Source organism: Neisseria lisongii (assembly GCF_028463985.1).
Lineage (GTDB): Bacteria > Pseudomonadota > Gammaproteobacteria > Burkholderiales > Neisseriaceae > Neisseria > Neisseria lisongii.
The window spans coordinates 387,723-405,189 of sequence record NZ_CP116766.1 but is presented as its reverse complement, the minus strand read 5'-3'; the positions used below and the strand labels follow the sequence as shown (position 1 = coordinate 405,189).

The window sequence follows — 17,467 nt, the reverse complement described above, 5'->3', positions numbered from 1 at the left end:
GCAACCGTTTCCGGCCGGCCAGCCCGCTGATGTGGTTTAGCAGCTTGCCAGTTTTTGCGCCTGACGGTGGCGCACCAGCAATTCGTATTCGCCTGCCAATGCCTGCGCCAAACGTTCGACCACATAAACCGAGCGGTGCTGCCCGCCGGTGCAGCCGATGGCAACGGTTACGTAGCTGCGGCTTTCCTGCTGCATATTCGGTAACCAGCGTTTGAGGAAGCCTTCGATGTCGCCGACCATATCCTGCACCGAAGGCTGACAGTCGAGGTAATCCTGAATCGGTTTGTCCATGCCGTTAAACGGCCGCAGCTGCGGGTCGTAATAAGGATTGGGCAAGCTGCGCATATCGAAAATAAAATCGGCATTATTGGGCGCACCGTATTTGAAGCCGAAGGATTCCAAAACCACCAGCAGCCCTTTGCGTTCGATGTTCAGCCACTGCTGCACGGTATAACGCAGCTGCTGGGAATTCATTTTCGAGGTATCGATACAGTATGCCAGTTCGCGCAGCGGAAACAGCCATGCACGTTCTTCATTCAGGCTTTCAATCAGGCTCATTCCGGGGCCGGAAAGCGGATGGCAGCGGCGGGTTTCGGAAAAACGGCGCAGCAATACGCCCTCTTCGGCTTCTAAAAACAATACTTCCACCTGATGGCCTTTGTCCCGCAAAAGCTGAATCTGCTGCTGCGTCTGCCCGATGTCGATACGGGAACGGATGTCCACGCTGATGCCCAAGTTGCTGCCGCCGTTGCGTTCGTCATGCAGCGCCACCAATGAGGGGAGTAATTCCATCGGCAAATTGTCCACGCAATAATAGCCGACATCTTCCAACTGTTTGAGTGCAACCGATTTGCCCGAACCGGAAAGGCCGCTAATCAGGACGATTTTCATTTTTCTGCTCGTTTTCCCGCATAAAGGATTGATGTCGCTCCAAAAATTCCCGTGTACTGTCTTTACCCCGAAGCTGCAGAATATAGTTGCGCACAGCGGCTTCAACCAAAACAGCCAGATTTCGACCGACCGCCACCGGTAGTGTAACCGAGCGGACATTAACATTTAAAATCGATTCGGTTTCGGTACGGATACTGAGCCGGTCGAGCTGCTTCATGTATTCATCGTTGGCTGCGACCAGATTGATAATCAGATGAAGGATTTTTTTCGGGCGGATGGAGGTTTCACCGAAAATATGGCGGATATTCAACACGCCCAATCCCCGCACTTCCAAAAAGTCGCGCAACATCGGCGGGCAGCGGCCTTCGAGCATTTCCGGGCCGGTGCGGAACAGTTCGACCGAATCATCGGCAATCAGACTATGCCCGCGGGAAATCAGTTCCAGCGCCAATTCGCTTTTCCCCAGCCCCGACTGGCCGGTAATCAGCACGCCGATTTCAAAGACATCGAGAAACACACCGTGTTTGACGGTTGAGGCCGCCAGCGTGCGCTGCAGATAAATCCGCAGCACGTCCATCAGATACGGACTTTCGAGCGTGGAAGTGAGCAGCGGGATATTGTTGCTGTGGCAATAATCCCGCAGTTTGGACGACACCGATAATCCGTTTGCCACAATCACCAGCGCCATCGGAATATCGAATAATTCGCTGAATTCATAGTGCAGCTCGCCCGTTTCCAAGCGGCTGAGGTATTCGGCTTCGGCTGCGCCGACAACCTGAATCTGATTGGGGTGGATAAAATTCAAATGGCCGACCAGCGCCAAAATGGGCTTGTCGGCCTCTACGCCGATGCGGTTGTCTGCACCCGAATTGCCTGCCGCCCAAGCCAGCTGGAGCTTATGCTGATTGTCGGTGTACAGACGGCGTACGGAAATACTCGGCATAAATGCTTACTCTTCCACCAAAATCTGTCGCACTGCTTCGGCACTTTCCGCCGCAGCCAGCGCATCTCTTACCGCTTTTTGCGAGAACTTGCCGGCCAGTTTGGACAACACTTCCAAATGTTCGGAAGTGGCATGTTCCGGCACCAGCAAAACAAATACCAGCGACACCGGTTTGCCGTCGGGCGCATCGAAAGGAAGCGGCTCTTTGGTGCGGAAAAATGCACCGACTGCCTGTTTGACGCAGGCGTGGCGGCCGTGCGGAATGGCAACACCCTGTCCCAAACCGGTTGTTCCCAGCTTTTCTCGGGCAAACAGGCATTCGAATACGTCGGCACGGGGCAAACCGGCTTCGTTTTCCAGCAACTGACCGGCCTGCTCGAACAGGCGTTTTTTGCTGCTGACATCCAAATCCAAAACAATGTGCGGTAAAGGTAAAATTTCGCCGATCAGGCTCATAAGATTCTCTTTAAGAGGCAGTAAAACAAGTTGGAATTGTACCGATTGTCGGCGCAAATCTCAATCAAAAAGCGACAATTTACATTGGCGACGCTAACATTTCGATACCGTTGTTTACGGTTTTTTAACGGAAAACAATAGCGCCGGTTTTCTCTATTTTAATGATTAGTCAGCGATAATTTTTAAAACAGCAGTTTTGCGGATATTTGGTCAAGCTGCGTAGAAACCCGCTTCACTCATTTTCAGACGGCCTCGGTTCAGGCAAAAGCATAATGCAGCACCAAACCGGCAAACCACAGCCAGCCGATGCGGTTGTTGCCCACAAAAGTCTGAAAACAGATTTGGCGGTTGCGGCCTCGGATACGGAAATACTGCCGTACTTGGCACACCGCCACCGCCGCAGCCGCCAGCCAATACGGCAAGGTTGCGCCGATCATGCCGCCCAGCAGTAACATCAGCAGCGTAAATCCGGCATGAAACGCCATCACGGCGGCAATATCGTTATCGCCGAAGGTAATCGCCGAGGTTTTAATCCCGATTTTCAAATCGTCTTCTTTGTCCGCCATCGCATACACGGTATCGTAAGCCAGCGTCCACAAAGCATTGGCGGCAAACATCAGCCACGCAACAAACGGCACGCTTTCGCTCACGGCGGCAAACGCCATCGGTATGCCGAAGGAAAACGCCAGCCCCAGATAAAACTGCGGAATCGGGAAAAAGCGTTTGGTAAACGGATAAGTCATCGCCAAAAACAGCGCCGGCAAGCTCATCAGCCAAGTCAGGCGGTTCAGCGGCAACAGGCACACAGCCGCTGCCAGACACAGCGCCGCCGTCAGCAGCAGGGCTTCTTTCGGACGCACTTCGCCTCGGGCAAACGGTCGGTTTTTGGTGCGTTCGACCGCTCCGTCAAAATCACGGTCGGCAAAATCGTTAATCACGCAACCGGTGCTGCGCATGAAAAAAGTTCCCAAAGTAAACGCCAGCAAAATGCCGATATTCGGTACGCCTTGGGCCGCCACCCACAGCGCCCAGTAGGTCGGCCACAGCAAAAGCAGCGTCCCAATCGGTTTGTCGGCACGCATCAGGCGGATATACACCGATAAACGCTTGCGCCAATCATCGGAACAGTAACGGAAAAAAAAGGGTTGTTTGTTCATAATTTATTGAAAAATGCTTTTGCCCGCTCCCACAGGGCGGGGAAATAAGGCGGGTGGCGTATCAAGGTATGGTTTTATCGTAGCTTAAGAATCATCACCGCCGCAGAAAATCGGGCAAACCCGGTAAAAAACATTCTACCAAGCCCAGCGTTTCGCCCGACCAGTCAAACCACGACCGCCGTGCGGCCAAAGGCCGTCTGAAAACGGGCGAAGTGCGTTTCTGCGAAGCTAAAACCGTAGGTTTCGCTAAAACGGCTTGGGCGGATTGCTGCGGAACGGATACGTTTTCGGGAACGGTGTTGCAGAATTCAAACGGCGAACGCTGCAGCGGCAAGCTGCCGTCAAACAGGCGTTCGCCCAAAGGCTGCGTACCGCAGTCGAGCAGCTCCCGCCAGCGTTGGGAATCTGCGGCGCACATGCTGCGCGCCCAAACCACAGCTTTTCCGTCCAAACACAATAATACGTCCCGCACAAATACTGTTTCGCCGAAATCGGCCGCTCCGTACGCATTTTCAGACGGCCTCAGCCATATATCTTCGGTGCATTCGCCCAAATGCAGCGGCTGCACGGAAAAATGATGCGGCAAGGCACGCAGCGCCTGCGTGAGCGATTGTGTGTTCAAAAAACCGGCGGCCTGCGGCGGCCAGCCGTGCTGCGGGTCGGGGCGGCATTGTGCCGACCACTCAATCCGGATATTCGGTTTGCTCACCATGCCAAGGTTTCCAAATCCACCCATTCTGCCTGCGGGAAATCCTGTTTGACGGCATTTTGCAGATAGCGGCGGCTTTCTTCGGCAATCAGCGGATCGCTGCTGTCGTGATAATGATTGAATACCACCGAATGCAGCGTCAGGCCGGATTGGCGGATGGCCGACAGGCTCAACAGAGTATGGTTGATGCTGCCCAAACGGCCGCCGGTAACGAGGATAACGGGATATTGCCGCTGCTGCACATAATCTATGCTCAAGCAGTCTTCGGTCAGCGGCACCATCAGCCCGCCTGCGCCTTCAAGCAAGACGACATCGTATTGCTGCGCCAACTGTTCGGTGGCGGCGGTAACGCTGTTTAGGGAAACGCTGCGGTTTTCCAGTTTGGCTGCTAAATGCGGCGAAGCGGGATAGGCAAACACCTGCGGCATGGTCAGCCGCTGCCGGTCAGCTTCCTGCAGGGGAATGCCCATGATTTTGCGGTGGGTCAAGATGTCTTCGGCATCGTGCAGGCAACCGGTCTGCACCAGTTTTTGAGTGATCACGCTGATGCCCTGCTGCTGCAACTGTTGCGCCAGTTTGCCGGTGGCGGCGGTTTTGCCGACATCGGTATCGATGCCGCCGATAAAATATACGCCTTTCATGACAGTTTCTCCAAAACGGCAACGGTTTTATCTGCCAATTCGGCCAACAGGCCGTCTGAAATAATATACGGCGGCATCAGATACACCAGTTTGCCGAAAGGCCGCACCCAAATGCCCTGCGCCACGCATTCTGCCTGAAAACGGGGCATGTCCACGCCGTTTGTCAGCTCGATCACGCCGATTGCACCCAATACCCGCACATCAACCACGTTTTTCAGACGGCCTGCGGCATTCAGGCGTTCGCTTAAAATGCGTTCAATCCGCCCGATATTCGCCTGCCAGTCTTGCGAGAGCAAAATGTCGATGGATGCGGCGGCAACGGCACAGGCCAAGGGATTGGCCATAAAAGTCGGACCGTGCATAAATACCGAAGCCTCGCCCCCGGAAATGGTTTCCACGACTTTGGCGGTGGTAACTGCCGCCGCCAGCGTCATATAGCCGCCGGTCAGCCCCTTGCCGATACACATAATATCGGGAACAACATCAGCGTGTTCGCAGGCAAACATTTTGCCGCTGCGCCCGAAGCCGGTGGCGATTTCGTCCAAAATCAGCAGAATGTCGAATTCGTCGCACAAGCGGCGCAAGCCCCGCAGATATTCGGGGTGGTAGAAATACATGCCGCCTGCGCCCTGCACCACGGGTTCGATAATAAAGGCGGCAATATCGGCATGGCGGGCTTCAAACAGGCGGCGCACCGGTGCCAAATCTTCCGTATGCCATTCGCCGCCGAACCGGCTTTGCGGGCTGTCGGTAAAATAACGCTGCGGCAATGCCTGTCCGAAAATATGGTGCATTCCGGTATCGGGGTCGCATACCGACATCGCATTCCACGTATCGCCGTGGTAGCCTCTGCGGACGGTGGCAATATTCTGTTTCGCCGCCAAACCCCGTGCCTGCTGGTATTGCACCGCCATTTTCAACGCCACTTCCACCGACACCGAACCGGAATCGGCATAAAAAATCCGATCCACGCCCTGCGGTAGAATCTTCAGCAGCCGCTTGCCCAATTCCACCGCCGGACGGTGGGTCAGCCCGCCGAACATGATATGCGACATATTGTCCAACTGCTGCTTCACCGCACGGTTTAATTCGGGGTGGTTGTAGCCGTGAATGGCGCACCACCAAGACGACATGCCGTCAATCAGCCGAGTGCCGTTTTCCAATTCAATCCACACGCCTTCGGCACGTTTTACGGGATACACCGGCAACGGGCGGGTCATCGAAGTATAAGGATGCAGCAGATGGGTGCGGTCGAAACCGCATAATTCGCTCTCGTTCATCGTTTCTCCGTTTGTGCTTGAGGGCGGCGAAGGCCGTCTGAAAATAGGTGGGTTCGCCAAAACGGGCATGGCAAGTTTTACCTCAAACGGATTTTCAGACGGCCTGTTCGGATTGTGGCAAACGTTATCCCGCCGCTTTACAGCTCAATGCCTTTGAGCTTGGCAACGGTGTTGATGTCTTTGTCGCCGCGGCCGGACAGATTGACCAAAATCACTTGGTCTTTGCTCATCTTCGGCGCATTCGCCACCGCCCACGCCAGCGCATGAGAACTTTCCAAGGCCGGAATAATGCCCTCGAAGCGGCAAAGCAGGTCAAATGCTTCCAGCGCCTGATCATCATTGGCGGCGGTGTATTCCACCCGTTTGATGTCGTGCAGATGGCTGTGTTCCGGCCCGATGCCCGGATAATCCAAACCGGCGGACACCGAATGCGTTCCCAAAACCTGACCGTTTTCGTCCTGCATCAGATAGCTGCGGAAACCGTGCAATACACCAATCGGCGCACCCGAAGTAATCGGGGCGGCATGATCCGGCGTATCCACGCCCAAACCGCCGGCTTCCACGCCGACCAGCCGCACGCCCTCTTCTTCGATATAGGGATAAAACAGGCCGATGGCATTCGAGCCGCCGCCGACACACGCCACCGCCACATCAGGCTGGCGGCCGATGGCTTCTTTCATCTGCTCTTTCGCCTCGTTGCCGATCACGCATTGGAAATCCCGCACCATTTCGGGATACGGTGTCGGGCCGGCGGCGGTGCCGATAATGTAAAACGTATCATCGACACGGGCGACCCATTCCCGCATGGCTTCGTTCATCGCATCTTTCAGCGTACGGCTTCCGCTGTCCACGCCGACCACGTTTGCGCCCAGCAGCTTCATACGGAACACGTTCGGTGCCTGACGGACAATATCGTCCGCACCCATATACACATCGCAGCTCATGCCGAAGCGTGCCGCCACGGTTGCCGAAGCCACGCCGTGCTGACCGGCGCCGGTTTCCGCAATCACCCGTTTTTTGCCCATGCGTTTGGCCAACAGCGCCTGACCGATGGTGTTGTTCACCTTGTGCGCACCGGTATGGTTCAAATCCTCTCGTTTCAGCCAAATCTGCGCCCCGCCCAAATGCTCGCTCAAGCGTTCGGCATGATAAACCGGACTCGGACGGCCGACATAATGTTTCAAATCCCGGCGGAATTCCGCCCAAAATTCAGGATCGTTTTTTGCCTCTTCATACGCCTGCGCCAATTCCTTCAACGCCGGAATCAGCGTTTCCGACACATACAGCCCGCCGTGTTCGCCGAAAAAACCCTGTTGGTCGGGTGCTTGATAGTTTTTCATCTGATTTATCCTTTTTTCAATACCTTTTCAGACGGCCTTCATGCCGTCTGAAAAACAGGCTGTAAAAATCAAACATCAATATTAACAAAGATTATGCCGCCTTGTCAGCCATTCTCCCCTGCGCAACGGCAATCCGGCAACATTCCCCGAAATCAGATACCAAACAGGCCGTCTGAAAAATAAAACTTTCTCCCATACCTTTGACATAAATCAGGTTTACCGGAGAAAAATTAAATATAATTCACTATCTGAAATTACTACTAAAGTAGTATATTAAATCATCACAACGAACCATTCCCCGATAAGGCTGACCGCAATGAACAAAATATTTCTGACCGCCCCTTTGGCACTCGCCCTGCAAACCGCTTGGGCAGACGGTTTGGCAACGCAAGATTTGGAGCCGGTCGTAGTAACCGGCACCCGTCAGGAAAAAGCCAACACCATACAGTTTAAAACCCGTCAGGCAATTCAGCCGCTACCGGCCAATGATGGTGCGGATCTCTTGAAAGCCGTACCGAATATGAGCATTATCCGCAAAGGCGGCAGCTCGGGCGACCCGCTGTTTCGGGGTTTGGGCGGCTCTCGTCTGTCGATTCGGGCAGACGACCAGTTTATCTACGGCGGCTGCGGCGGTCGCATGGATCCGCCGACCGCCTATGTTTTCCCCACCGCCTACGACAAAGTCGTGATTACCAAAGGCCCGCAATCGGTTACACAAGGCATGGGCTTGGTCGGCGGCGCAGTGCAGTTTGTGCGTGAAAAGCCCGATTTTTCAGATAAGGGATACGATTTAACCGTCAGCACCACTGTCGGCAGCCACGGCAGAATTGATGGTTTGGCTGAAGCAGCGCTCGGCAGCACGCTTGCTTACGTCCGTGCCAACGCCTCCTACAACAAATCCGATGATTATCAAGATGGCAGCGGCAACCGTGTCCATTCCCGTTTCAAACGCAACAGCCAAATGCTGCAAGTCGGACTCACGCCGAATACCGACAGCGAACTGGCCGCCACCTACGAACGCAGCCGGGGCGAAGCCGCCTACGCCGACCGCATGATGGACGGCAGCCAATTCGACCGAGATGCGTGGAACATCCGTGCCACACAACGCAACCTCACCGACACTTGGCAAAAATTAGAACTGCGCTACGGCAAAAGCAAAGTCGATCACATCATGGACAATTTCAGCCTGCGGACACCCGGCCACCACGGCATGAAAATGCTCTCCAATCCCAAACGGGATACCGACACCGCCCAACTGAACAGCACTTTTGCTTGGGACAACGTCCAACTGCAAACCGGCATTGATTATATGAACGACAAACACGCCGCCCGCTCCGGTACCGACTACGCCGAAAAAGCCTACACGCCGACCCAAAGTTTCACACAATGGGGCGCATTTGCCGAAGCCTCATGGGCAAAAACCGCCGAACAGACTTGGACAGCCGGTCTGCGCCACGACCAAGTCAAAGCCGTTTACGAACCCTATCCGCACAGCGACCCCGCTAAAACTCAGCGCTACCGTCTCAACTCCGGCTTTATCCGCTGGGAAACGCAGCACAACGGCGGCAAATACTACGCCGGTATCGGCAGCGCCGAGCGTGCGCCCGACTATTGGGAACGCAACGTATCCGAAGATTTCAAACCCGAACGCAACACCCAAATCGATACCGGCGTAATTTGGAAAAACGACCGCTGGCACACTTCCCTATCGCTGTTTGCCGGAACAATCAAAAACTTTATCCTGATTGAAAGCCAAGGCCGGTCGCGCACAGGCCGCAATATCGATGCCCACCGCTACGGCGCAGAAGCCGAAGCCCGCTATCAACTGTTGCCGCATTGGACACTGGGCGGCAGCCTTGCCTACACCTACGGCACAAACACCACCGACCACCGCCCTCTGGCACAAACCCCGCCGCTGGAAGCCAAAGCCACCCTAGATTGGGACAACGGCACCTACAGCGCAGGCCTGCTCTGGCGCGGCGTTGCCGCCCAACACCGCTATGCCGCCGGACAAGGCAACATCATCGGCCAAGACATCGGCCGCTCCGCAGGCTTCGGCACACTCTCCCTCCACGGCGGCTGGCGCATCAACAAACACGCCACGCTGCAAGCGGGTATCGACAATGTGTTCGACAAAAACTACGCCGAATTTGTCAGCCGAGGGGGCAATGCCGCCGCCGGTACGCAAACCACAAGAGTCAACGAACCCGGCCGCCAAAGCTGGATACGTTTGCAGGCAACATTCTGAATCTGACTGAATTTAATAAAACAAGCCGTCTGAAAACCGCTTCACAGCGTTTTCAGACGGCTTTTTTTACCCCCGCCGCCCCAAATCCACACCACCGGTTTTTCTACCCGCCACCCCTATTTCACCATAAAAAACAATAAAATATCATAAAAATTAAAATAACCTATTGAAAAAAAAAAAAAAAAAAAAAAAAAAAAAAAAAAAAAAAAAAAAAAAAGTTTTTAAACGCAAAGGACACTGAAAATGACCTCAAAACACCCTGAATCCAAAGTAGAAAACACTACAAACGGCAATGCCGTCGAACAGTTTAACCAGCAAAAGGGGCAAGCAGAGCAGACAGGTGCTACGCAGCCCACCGAAAACAACACAGGACAGTCGGATACCGAAAAGAAAGCCAAAGAAGAGTCTTTAAAACCCGTAGATTACGCTATCTTAGGCAAACTGGCATTTCTGTGTGCCGCTGCACTGATCTTCGCAGTCGTGTACTTACTTCTCAGTCCTGATGATAAAGCCAAATTGCCTTTATTCTTTCTAGGTGCTTTCGGCATAGCAGCAGTATTTGATGGTATTTTCAGAATACTCTATTGTTACCTTCTTCAAAAAAACAAACAATTAGAGACTTTTATCGATAAAAATCAATCCGTTCGATCACTTCTTTGCTCTTGTCCTGTATGGAAGACAGCACTGAAAACAGCAGGCTTTTTCAGTCTCGGTCTCATCTTGCTTGTTCTTTTTGCTTGGAAATTCGGCAACTTACCACCATCGGTTGCTGGACTTAAAAGTCATGAAAATCTGATTATTGGTGCCATTGGTGGTTTGTCAGGAAGTTACATGGTGGACTTGATTGCTCATTTCTGGTTTCGCAACAAAACAAAAACCGAAAATAAGGTCTGACCTCAATAGATAAAGCACCGCTTAACGCAGCCCGACCTTACCGGCAAATAAAACCGAAGTGGTCGGGTTACGTCCACGCAACAAGTAGTTATATATAAAAAACACGGCGTTTCCGCCATCAATACAAGGAAGCAATAATGAATCCAATCTGCAAACTGATGGGTGCCGCCCTCTGCGGCATGATGTTATCCGGCGGTATTTATGCCCAACCATCCGCCAAAACAGCCCAGACAAAACCATATAGTGATAATCCTTACAATGAAGAAATTACTGTAAGTGAGTGGAAGGCAAAAATATCAGAAGCTCATGATCCTGTTGTTAAGAGAGCCGGTTCAATATGGCTTTTGGATAAAGATAACTGGGATAAAGTAAAGAAAGACCCTAATATTGGAAGAGCTCAAGTTGCATTATTTGAAGGCATTCGTTATATGGAATTATGGAATGAAGCCGTTGAAAATCCAAGCATGTTGCCAAGTTCAAAAAATATGCGCGTAGCATTTTGCCAGTTTGGAAAAGAACATGGCATTATTGATATGAATCCAAAATGGAAGTTTAACGAATGGAAGAAATATGCTAAAGATTTTCGTAATTGCGATAAAAACTTCCAACCTACCGTGCAAAACATTAAAAGAGGTTTAAGCCCAATAGTTCTAAGCGACCCACGTTTAGAACAAAATAAATCCAAGTATATCAAACCCTTACCATAGGGAAAAATGCTTTACCTAAACGCACAAGATAAAAATCTTACTTTAAATTTGTGCGTGATTAAAACATTGCCCGCCACCGCAATACTTCAATCACACACAAATAAATATCCGTAGAAATATTAGATTTTCTACGGATATTTATTTCCCCCGTAGGGTGTCGTGCCAAAGCACGCACCTGTTCTGTGCATTTTATGTCGAAGCCGTCTGAAAATACAGTTTTCAGACGGCATTGTTTTTGGGTTTGGGGTTGGTGAGATTGATTTATGCCGATTGAACAACCAAGCCCGTGCGTGCTTGAGGCACGCACGCTACATGGGGTTTGACTGCAGGTCGTAGGGTGCATGCCCAAGCATGCACCTGTTCTTTGCATTTTATGTCGAAGCCGTCTGAAAATACAGTTTTCAGACGGCATTGTTTTTGGGTTTTGGGGTTGGTAAGATTGATTTATGCCGATTGATCAACCAAGCCCGTGCGTGCTTGAGGCACGCACGCTACATGGGGTTTGGCTGCAGGTCGTAGGGTGCATGCCCAAGCATGCACCTGTTCTTTGCATTTTATATTCATGCCGTCTGAAAACCTTATCCATTTTTCAGACGGCTTGTTTTGGGGGATTGGCGGCGGGAAATTTGTGCCGCTTTATCACAACCCCATTTTATCAACCACCCCGTGCATGCTTGGCATGCACGCTACACATTGTTTTAAATCGGGTTTTATCCGACCGGCTCGCCATGCCGTCTGAAAATGAGGGGAACGGTTTTCTGCGAAGCTAAAAATCGGTCGTAGGGTGCGGGTAACCGCACCGCTTTGCTTCATCATTGAAACTGCAATCTTGTTCACCTTGCCCCGATATGGTGCGGTTACCCGCACCCTACCCCTATCGCCAAAACGGGAATGTGCAGCGGGCAACCCGTTACCGCCAATATCAAATGATTTTCAGACGGCTTGTTTTTGGAATTGATGTCGGAAAATGTGTGCCGCTTTATCCATAACTCCATTTTATCAACCACCCCGTGCATGCTTGGCATGCACGCTACACATTGTTTTAAATCGGTTTTTATCCGACCGGCTCGCCATGCCTTGTTTTTTAAAGTGAATGGGCTATCCTCAATCGCCAACTCACACCAGACCTGCTGCTTCAAAAAACGCCCGATAGGCGGCGGTTTTGGCGGCGAGGCTCAGGGGGTAGGCACGGGAAGTGGACGGTAGGCGGGTTAAGGTCAAATCCCGACCGCCGAAGGGATAAACGATGGTTTGGTTGGTTTTGGGCATTTGGGCGGCTGATTTGCCGCTTTGCCCGTTTTCAGACGGCATGATGTCCAGCAAAACTTCGGTTGCTTTGCCGCCGGTGGTGGCGATTTTCCGACAGTCGGGAAGTTGCGCCAAAACTTTTTCCAAATCAACGGTTTCGACAATTTTTAAAAACTTGTCGGAAGCGTTGTCCTGCAGGCGTATGGCTTTGGCGACGGTCGGACAGGAAGCGATGCCTTTTTCCCATAAAAAGGCTTTGATTTTGTCGGCATCGAAGGCTTTTTCGCCGCTTTTTTGGAAATATTGCGCATTGTTGAAAAACACCAAGCCGTAAATGCGCCACATATCGTTTTGGAAATTCGGGTAGTGAAACGCCATGGCGTGTTTGTCGGCCTTGGGCGGAAACGTTCCCATCAGCATTACGGTGGCGTGCGGCGGCAAAAGCGGCGGGAAGGGGTGGGTTTCGATGATGGCTTCGGTCATGTTGTTTTCCCGACTGAATAAACTAGGTGAATTCACTGAAAAAGAGAACAGGGCGTAGGTTGGGTCGAGACCCAACACGATTGGAAATACCTTAAAACATAAGGTTTTGTCGGGTTACGCTCGTGCCTCGCTAACGCCAATCTACGATAGATGCTGTATGAAAAATTAAGTATTTTCACCATATTCGCCAATATCCGAACAGGCATCAATAAATGCCTGAATTTTCGCTTTATCTTTTATCCCGCCGCTGATTTCCACGCCGCCGGAAACGTCCACCGCTGCTGCGCCGCTGATTTGGATGGCCTGCGCCACGTTGCCGGGGGTCAGGCCGCCGGCGAGTATCCACGGTTTGTCCCGATATTGCGCCAACAACGTCCAATCGAAGCTCAGGCCTGTGCCGCCGTATTCTTCGGGGTGGTAAGCGTCAAACAGAATCGCCCGTGCATGGGGAAATTTGGCGGCGGCGGTGCGGATATCGTCGGCATTTCTGACCCGCACGGCTTTGAGATACGGACGGTTAAACTGTCGGCAAAAGCAGTCGCTTTCATCGCCGTGAAACTGAATCACGTCCACCGGCACGGCGGCAAGCGTTGCCTGAATCTGCTCGGCGGTTTCATTGACAAACAGGGCAACCACGCTGACAAACGGCGGCAAGGCGGCAACGATTTGCTGCGCCTGTTCAACCGTTACCGCCCGTTTGCTTTTGGCGTAAAACACCAGCCCGATTGCGTCTGCGCCTGCGGCGGCGGCCGCCTGTGCATCTTCGGGGCGGGTAATGCCGCAGATTTTGCTTCGGATTTTGCCCATGCCGTACTCCTTAAAATCGGTTTTCAGACGGCCTGTATTATAGCCCGAAATGGTACAATACACGCTCTCCTTTTCAGACGGCACGATATGATGAAGATTTATGCTTGGCGCAACCGGCCGCCGCTATCCGAACTGCTGAACCTGATTCAGACGCAGCCCAAACCGCTGCATTTGGTGGTTTGCCTTCCCGACAAACGCCGCCCCGAATGGCCGTTGCCGAACCATGCCGCAGCGGATTTATGCCGTCTGAAAACCGCTTTAATCGAAGCGCAAGCCTGTTTGCAGTTTAACAGCATCAATTATTTGCCGAATGTGTTGCCCGATGTCCACTTCTGGCTTGCACCGCCCGAATGCGCCGACCGCCTCCACGAGCATTTCGGCACACACCCGCTTTGCTGGCAAACCGAAGCCTTGCCGCAACGCCCCGCCGCCACACTCAAACCGTGGCTGAGGCCGTCTGAAAACCGCCACACCCGCCCCGAACGGGTGTTGGTTATCGGCGCAGGCATTGCCGGTGCCAGCACCGCCCGACTGCTGGCGGAACACGGCATTGCCGTCTGCGTTTTGGAAGCGGGCGAAATTGCCGCCGCCGCTTCGGGCAACCGCCAAGGGCTGCTGTATGCCAAAATTTCGCCGCACAATACCGAACAAACCGAGCTGCTGCTCACAGGCTACGGCTACACCCGCCGCCTATTGCAGCAATCGCTACCGCAAGCCAAAAGCTGGGGCGGTGGCGGCGTATTGCACCTTAATTACAACGAAGCCGAACGCCGCCGCAATCAGGCACTCGGCGGCCAAAGCCACCACGCCCACCTCTACCGCAGCGTTTCCGCCGCCGAAGCCGCCGACCTTGCCGGTTTTCCCCGCCAAACCGCATTTTCAGACGGCCTCTACTGGCCGCAGGGCGTATGGCTGAACCCGCCCGCATGGATACACAGCCTGCTGGATCACCCGCTGATTAAAGTTTACCCAAACACGCCGCTGACCGCCGTCTCCCGCCAAAACAATATGTGGCACGCCGCCACACCGACCGGCCATTTCAGCGCCGGCCACATCATCTATTGCACCGGCGCTGCCAGCCCTATTTCGCCCGAAGCCAACGTCGCCGCCTTACCGTTCCGCCAAATCCGCGGGCAAACCGGCGTGGCAAACGCCACCCCGTTTTCACAACAGCTTCGCTGCGCACTCTCCGCCGAAGGCTACATCAGCCCAAGCTGGCAAGGCCGCCACTGCTACGGCGCAACCTTTATCCTCAACAGCAGCGACAGCCGTTGGCTGGAACAGGACGAAGCCGCCAACCGAGCCACCCTCGCCGCCCTCAACCCCGAACTGGCCGCCGATTTATTCGCACACCATCCGCCTGCCGCCGCCGAAGGCCACGCCGCCGTACGCTGCGACAGCCCCGACCACCTACCCACCGTCGGTCCGATCGCCGATGCCGCCGCCCTGCAAACCGCCTACGCCAAACTGGCGCTGGACAAAAACTACCGCCTCGACACCCCCTGCCCCTACCTGCCCAATGCCTACATCAACACTGCCCACGGCACACGGGGTCTGACCACCGCCCCCATCTGCGCCGCCGCCCTCGTTGCCGAAATCCTCAACCTACCCAACCCGCTCTCCCAACGCCTGCGCACCGCCCTCCACCCCAACCGCCACCTGATTCGGGCGATTATTAAAGGGCAACGGTGAAACCGGCCGTCTGAAAACAGCTATTTTATTATGCCGAACGCTGTTTTCAGACGGCATTGCCCGAATGTTCCCCAACAAAACCCTGTTTTCATCACGCAATTTCTTTTAAAATACCGCCTGAACCATTATTGAGACTTTTCCACTATGAATTTACACCAAACCGTCGCCTGCGAAATCGAGCAGGCGTTTGCTGTTGCCGGAATCGGCGGCGAGCCTGTGGTTTTGCAGCCTGCCAAAAATGCCGACTTTGGCGATTTCCAAATCAACGGCGTAATGGGTGCGGCGAAAAAAGCCAAGCAGAATCCGCGCGAGCTGGCGCAGAAAGTGGCCGAGGCATTGGCCGGTAGCGCCGTGATTGCGCAGGCGGAAGTGGCCGGCCCCGGCTTTATCAATCTGCGTCTGCACGCTGACTTTCTTGCCGCTCATATTCAGACGGCCTTAAATGCGCCGCGCTGCGGCGTTGCGGCAAGCGATACGCCGAAAACCGTGGTGATTGATTATTCGTCGCCCAATCTGGCCAAAGAAATGCACGTCGGCCATCTGCGTTCGAGCATTATCGGCGACAGCATTTCCCGTGTGTTGGAATTTATGGGACACAAAGTTATCCGCCAAAACCACGTCGGCGACTGGGGAACGCAGTTCGGTATGCTGGTAGCGTATATGGTCGAGCAGCAGCAGGACAATGCGGCGTTTGAGCTTTCCGATTTGGAACAGTTTTACCGTGCCGCCAAAGTGCGTTTTGACGAAAGCCCCGAATTTGCCGACACCGCCCGTGAATATGTGGTGAAACTGCAGGGCGGCGACGAGCAGGTGTTGAAACTGTGGAAACAGTTTGTCGAAATTTCCCTGAGCCATGCGCAAAATGTTTACGATACGCTGGGTTTGAAACTGCGCCCCGAAGATGTGGCGGGCGAGTCGATTTACAATGACGACTTGCAGCCGGTGGTGGACGAATTGGCCGCTCTTGGCTTGGCGGTGGAAGACGACGGTGCCAAAGTGGTGTTTTTGGACGAGTTTAAAAACAAAGAAGGCGAACCGGCGGCATTTATCGTGCAGAAAAAAGGCGGCGGCTTTCTCTATGCCTCCACCGACTTGGCGTGCGTGCGCTACCGTGTCGGCCGTCTGAAAGGCGAGCGGCTGCTGTATGTGGTCGATCACCGCCAAGCCCTGCACTTTGCCCAACTCTTCACCGCCTCCCGCAAAGCCGGCTGGCTGCCGCAAAACGTAGAAGCCGAATTTATCGGCTTCGGCACCATGATGGGCAAAGACGGCAAACCGTTTAAAACCCGCTCCGGCGATACCGTGAAACTGGTGGATTTGCTGGACGAAGCAGTCGAGCGTGCCACCGCTTTGGTAAACAGCAAAAACCCCGACTTGGCCGCAGACCAAGCCGCCGCCATCGGCAAAACCGTCGGCATCGGCGCAGTGAAATACGCCGACCTGAGCAAAAACCGCACCAGCGATTACGTGTTCGACTGGGACGCTATGCTCAGTTTCGAGGGCAACACCGCCCCTTACCTGCAATACGCCTACACCCGTGTGCAAAGCGTATTCAAAAAAGCCGGCGAATGGGATACGCAGGCCGGTTTGACCCTGACCGAGCCGCTGGAAAAACAGCTTGCGGTCGAACTCTTAAAATTTGCAGACGTATTAAACAACGTCGCCGACACCGCCTATCCGCACTATCTGGCCGCCTACCTCTACCAAGTCGCCACCCTGTTCAGCCGCTTCTACGAAGCCTGCCCGATTCTCAAAGCCGAAGGCAACGCCCGCAACACCCGCCTGCAACTGGCCAAACTGACCGGCGAAACCCTGAAACAGGGCTTGGAACTGCTGGGCATCGACACGTTGGAAATGATGTAACAGCGGAAGATATTGCCAAGATATTGCCGGAATTTTTTAAGGTAAAACCACCAAACAGATGCACGCAACGGCGTGCATCCTACATCTGAATTATCCTTAAATTTCATA

General features: G+C 53.6%; 15 protein-coding genes. 5 read left to right on the top strand and 10 right to left on the bottom strand.

The features are described from left to right. Window positions 1-36 precede the first annotated feature (36 nt). From rapZ to trpB, 8 genes are all read right to left on the bottom strand, one after another. Window positions 37-891 carry an RNase adapter RapZ gene (gene rapZ, locus PJU73_RS01815; RefSeq protein WP_237091148.1) on the bottom strand — a complete coding sequence of 285 codons (855 nt, stop codon included), beginning with the start codon at window positions 889-891 and terminating at the stop codon, window positions 37-39. Beyond that, window positions 872-1,834, bottom strand: a complete 963-nt coding sequence (gene hprK, locus PJU73_RS01810) for an HPr(Ser) kinase/phosphatase (protein ID WP_237091147.1) — start codon at window positions 1,832-1,834, stop codon at window positions 872-874. Before hprK ends, rapZ begins: the two co-directional genes overlap by 20 nt. Window positions 1,835-1,840: 6 nt before the next feature. Continuing rightward, complete coding sequence (ptsN, locus tag PJU73_RS01805) at window positions 1,841-2,290, bottom strand: PTS IIA-like nitrogen regulatory protein PtsN (protein WP_237091146.1); 450 nt, start codon at window positions 2,288-2,290, stop codon at window positions 1,841-1,843. Window positions 2,291-2,547: 257 nt separating this feature from the next. Then, window positions 2,548-3,447, bottom strand: a complete 900-nt coding sequence (gene ubiA / locus PJU73_RS01800) for a 4-hydroxybenzoate octaprenyltransferase (protein WP_237091145.1) — start codon at window positions 3,445-3,447, stop codon at window positions 2,548-2,550. Window positions 3,448-3,541: 94 nt separating this feature from the next. Continuing rightward, window positions 3,542-4,159 carry a chorismate--pyruvate lyase family protein gene (locus PJU73_RS01795; protein WP_237091144.1) on the bottom strand — a complete coding sequence of 206 codons (618 nt, stop codon included), beginning with the start codon at window positions 4,157-4,159 and terminating at the stop codon, window positions 3,542-3,544. Beyond that, window positions 4,153-4,797 (bottom strand): dethiobiotin synthase, encoded by a 645-nt coding sequence (gene bioD, locus PJU73_RS01790; RefSeq protein WP_237091143.1) that lies wholly within the window; start codon window positions 4,795-4,797, stop codon window positions 4,153-4,155. The genes PJU73_RS01795 and bioD overlap by 7 nt, the downstream gene beginning before the upstream one ends. Then, window positions 4,794-6,077, bottom strand: a complete 1,284-nt coding sequence (bioA, locus tag PJU73_RS01785) for an adenosylmethionine--8-amino-7-oxononanoate transaminase (RefSeq protein ID WP_237091142.1) — start codon at window positions 6,075-6,077, stop codon at window positions 4,794-4,796. Before bioA ends, bioD begins: the two co-directional genes overlap by 4 nt. Before the next feature lie 137 nt (window positions 6,078-6,214). Next, window positions 6,215-7,417 carry a tryptophan synthase subunit beta gene (trpB, locus tag PJU73_RS01780; RefSeq protein WP_237091141.1) on the bottom strand — a complete coding sequence of 401 codons (1,203 nt, stop codon included), beginning with the start codon at window positions 7,415-7,417 and terminating at the stop codon, window positions 6,215-6,217. Window positions 7,418-7,733: 316 nt separating this feature from the next. On the opposite strand from trpB, the gene PJU73_RS01775 reads away from it, so the two are divergent. From PJU73_RS01775 to PJU73_RS01765, 3 genes are all read left to right on the top strand, one after another. Beyond that, window positions 7,734-9,665: a TonB-dependent copper receptor gene (locus PJU73_RS01775; protein ID WP_237091140.1), complete on the top strand. Its 1,932-nt coding sequence runs from the start codon at window positions 7,734-7,736 to the stop codon at window positions 9,663-9,665. Between the two features lie 243 nt (window positions 9,666-9,908). Continuing rightward, entirely contained in the window at window positions 9,909-10,559 is a 651-nt protein-coding gene (locus PJU73_RS01770) for a hypothetical protein (RefSeq protein WP_237091139.1), read from the top strand. Window positions 10,560-10,696: 137 nt separating this feature from the next. Further along, window positions 10,697-11,266: a hypothetical protein gene (locus PJU73_RS01765; protein WP_237091138.1), complete on the top strand. Its 570-nt coding sequence runs from the start codon at window positions 10,697-10,699 to the stop codon at window positions 11,264-11,266. 1,116 nt (window positions 11,267-12,382) lie between these two features. On the opposite strand, the gene PJU73_RS01760 is transcribed toward PJU73_RS01765, so the two are convergent. Then, window positions 12,383-12,997 (bottom strand): DNA glycosylase, encoded by a 615-nt coding sequence (locus PJU73_RS01760; protein ID WP_237091137.1) that lies wholly within the window; start codon window positions 12,995-12,997, stop codon window positions 12,383-12,385. Between the two features lie 165 nt (window positions 12,998-13,162). Next, complete coding sequence (locus PJU73_RS01755; RefSeq protein ID WP_237091136.1) at window positions 13,163-13,804, bottom strand: phosphoribosylanthranilate isomerase; 642 nt, start codon at window positions 13,802-13,804, stop codon at window positions 13,163-13,165. Window positions 13,805-13,894: 90 nt separating this feature from the next. Between PJU73_RS01755 and mnmC1 the strand changes: the two genes are divergently transcribed. Continuing rightward, complete coding sequence (gene mnmC1 / locus PJU73_RS01750; RefSeq protein WP_237091209.1) at window positions 13,895-15,496, top strand: FAD-dependent 5-carboxymethylaminomethyl-2-thiouridine(34) oxidoreductase MnmC1; 1,602 nt, start codon at window positions 13,895-13,897, stop codon at window positions 15,494-15,496. A 144-nt stretch (window positions 15,497-15,640) separates the two neighbouring features. Beyond that, entirely contained in the window at window positions 15,641-17,359 is a 1,719-nt protein-coding gene (gene argS / locus PJU73_RS01745) for an arginine--tRNA ligase (protein ID WP_237091135.1), read from the top strand. Window positions 17,360-17,467: the final 108 nt, after the last annotated feature.

Excerpts from the sequence above, each read along its gene's own strand:
- rapZ (WP_237091148.1), bottom strand. The coding sequence starts at position 891 with ATGAAAATCGTCCTGATTAGCGGCCTTTCCGGTTCGGGCAAATCGGTT.
- hprK (WP_237091147.1), bottom strand. The coding sequence starts at position 1,834 with ATGCCGAGTATTTCCGTACGCCGTCTGTACACCGACAATCAGCATAAG.
- ptsN (WP_237091146.1), bottom strand. The coding sequence starts at position 2,290 with ATGAGCCTGATCGGCGAAATTTTACCTTTACCGCACATTGTTTTGGAT.
- ubiA (WP_237091145.1), bottom strand. The coding sequence starts at position 3,447 with ATGAACAAACAACCCTTTTTTTTCCGTTACTGTTCCGATGATTGGCGC.
- PJU73_RS01795 (WP_237091144.1), bottom strand. The coding sequence starts at position 4,159 with ATGGTGAGCAAACCGAATATCCGGATTGAGTGGTCGGCACAATGCCGC.
- bioD (WP_237091143.1), bottom strand. The coding sequence starts at position 4,797 with ATGAAAGGCGTATATTTTATCGGCGGCATCGATACCGATGTCGGCAAA.
- bioA (WP_237091142.1), bottom strand. The coding sequence starts at position 6,077 with ATGAACGAGAGCGAATTATGCGGTTTCGACCGCACCCATCTGCTGCAT.
- trpB (WP_237091141.1), bottom strand. The coding sequence starts at position 7,417 with ATGAAAAACTATCAAGCACCCGACCAACAGGGTTTTTTCGGCGAACAC.
- PJU73_RS01775 (WP_237091140.1), top strand. The coding sequence starts at position 7,734 with ATGAACAAAATATTTCTGACCGCCCCTTTGGCACTCGCCCTGCAAACC.
- PJU73_RS01770 (WP_237091139.1), top strand. The coding sequence starts at position 9,909 with ATGACCTCAAAACACCCTGAATCCAAAGTAGAAAACACTACAAACGGC.
- PJU73_RS01765 (WP_237091138.1), top strand. The coding sequence starts at position 10,697 with ATGAATCCAATCTGCAAACTGATGGGTGCCGCCCTCTGCGGCATGATG.
- PJU73_RS01760 (WP_237091137.1), bottom strand. The coding sequence starts at position 12,997 with ATGACCGAAGCCATCATCGAAACCCACCCCTTCCCGCCGCTTTTGCCG.
- PJU73_RS01755 (WP_237091136.1), bottom strand. The coding sequence starts at position 13,804 with ATGGGCAAAATCCGAAGCAAAATCTGCGGCATTACCCGCCCCGAAGAT.
- mnmC1 (WP_237091209.1), top strand. The coding sequence starts at position 13,895 with ATGAAGATTTATGCTTGGCGCAACCGGCCGCCGCTATCCGAACTGCTG.
- argS (WP_237091135.1), top strand. The coding sequence starts at position 15,641 with ATGAATTTACACCAAACCGTCGCCTGCGAAATCGAGCAGGCGTTTGCT.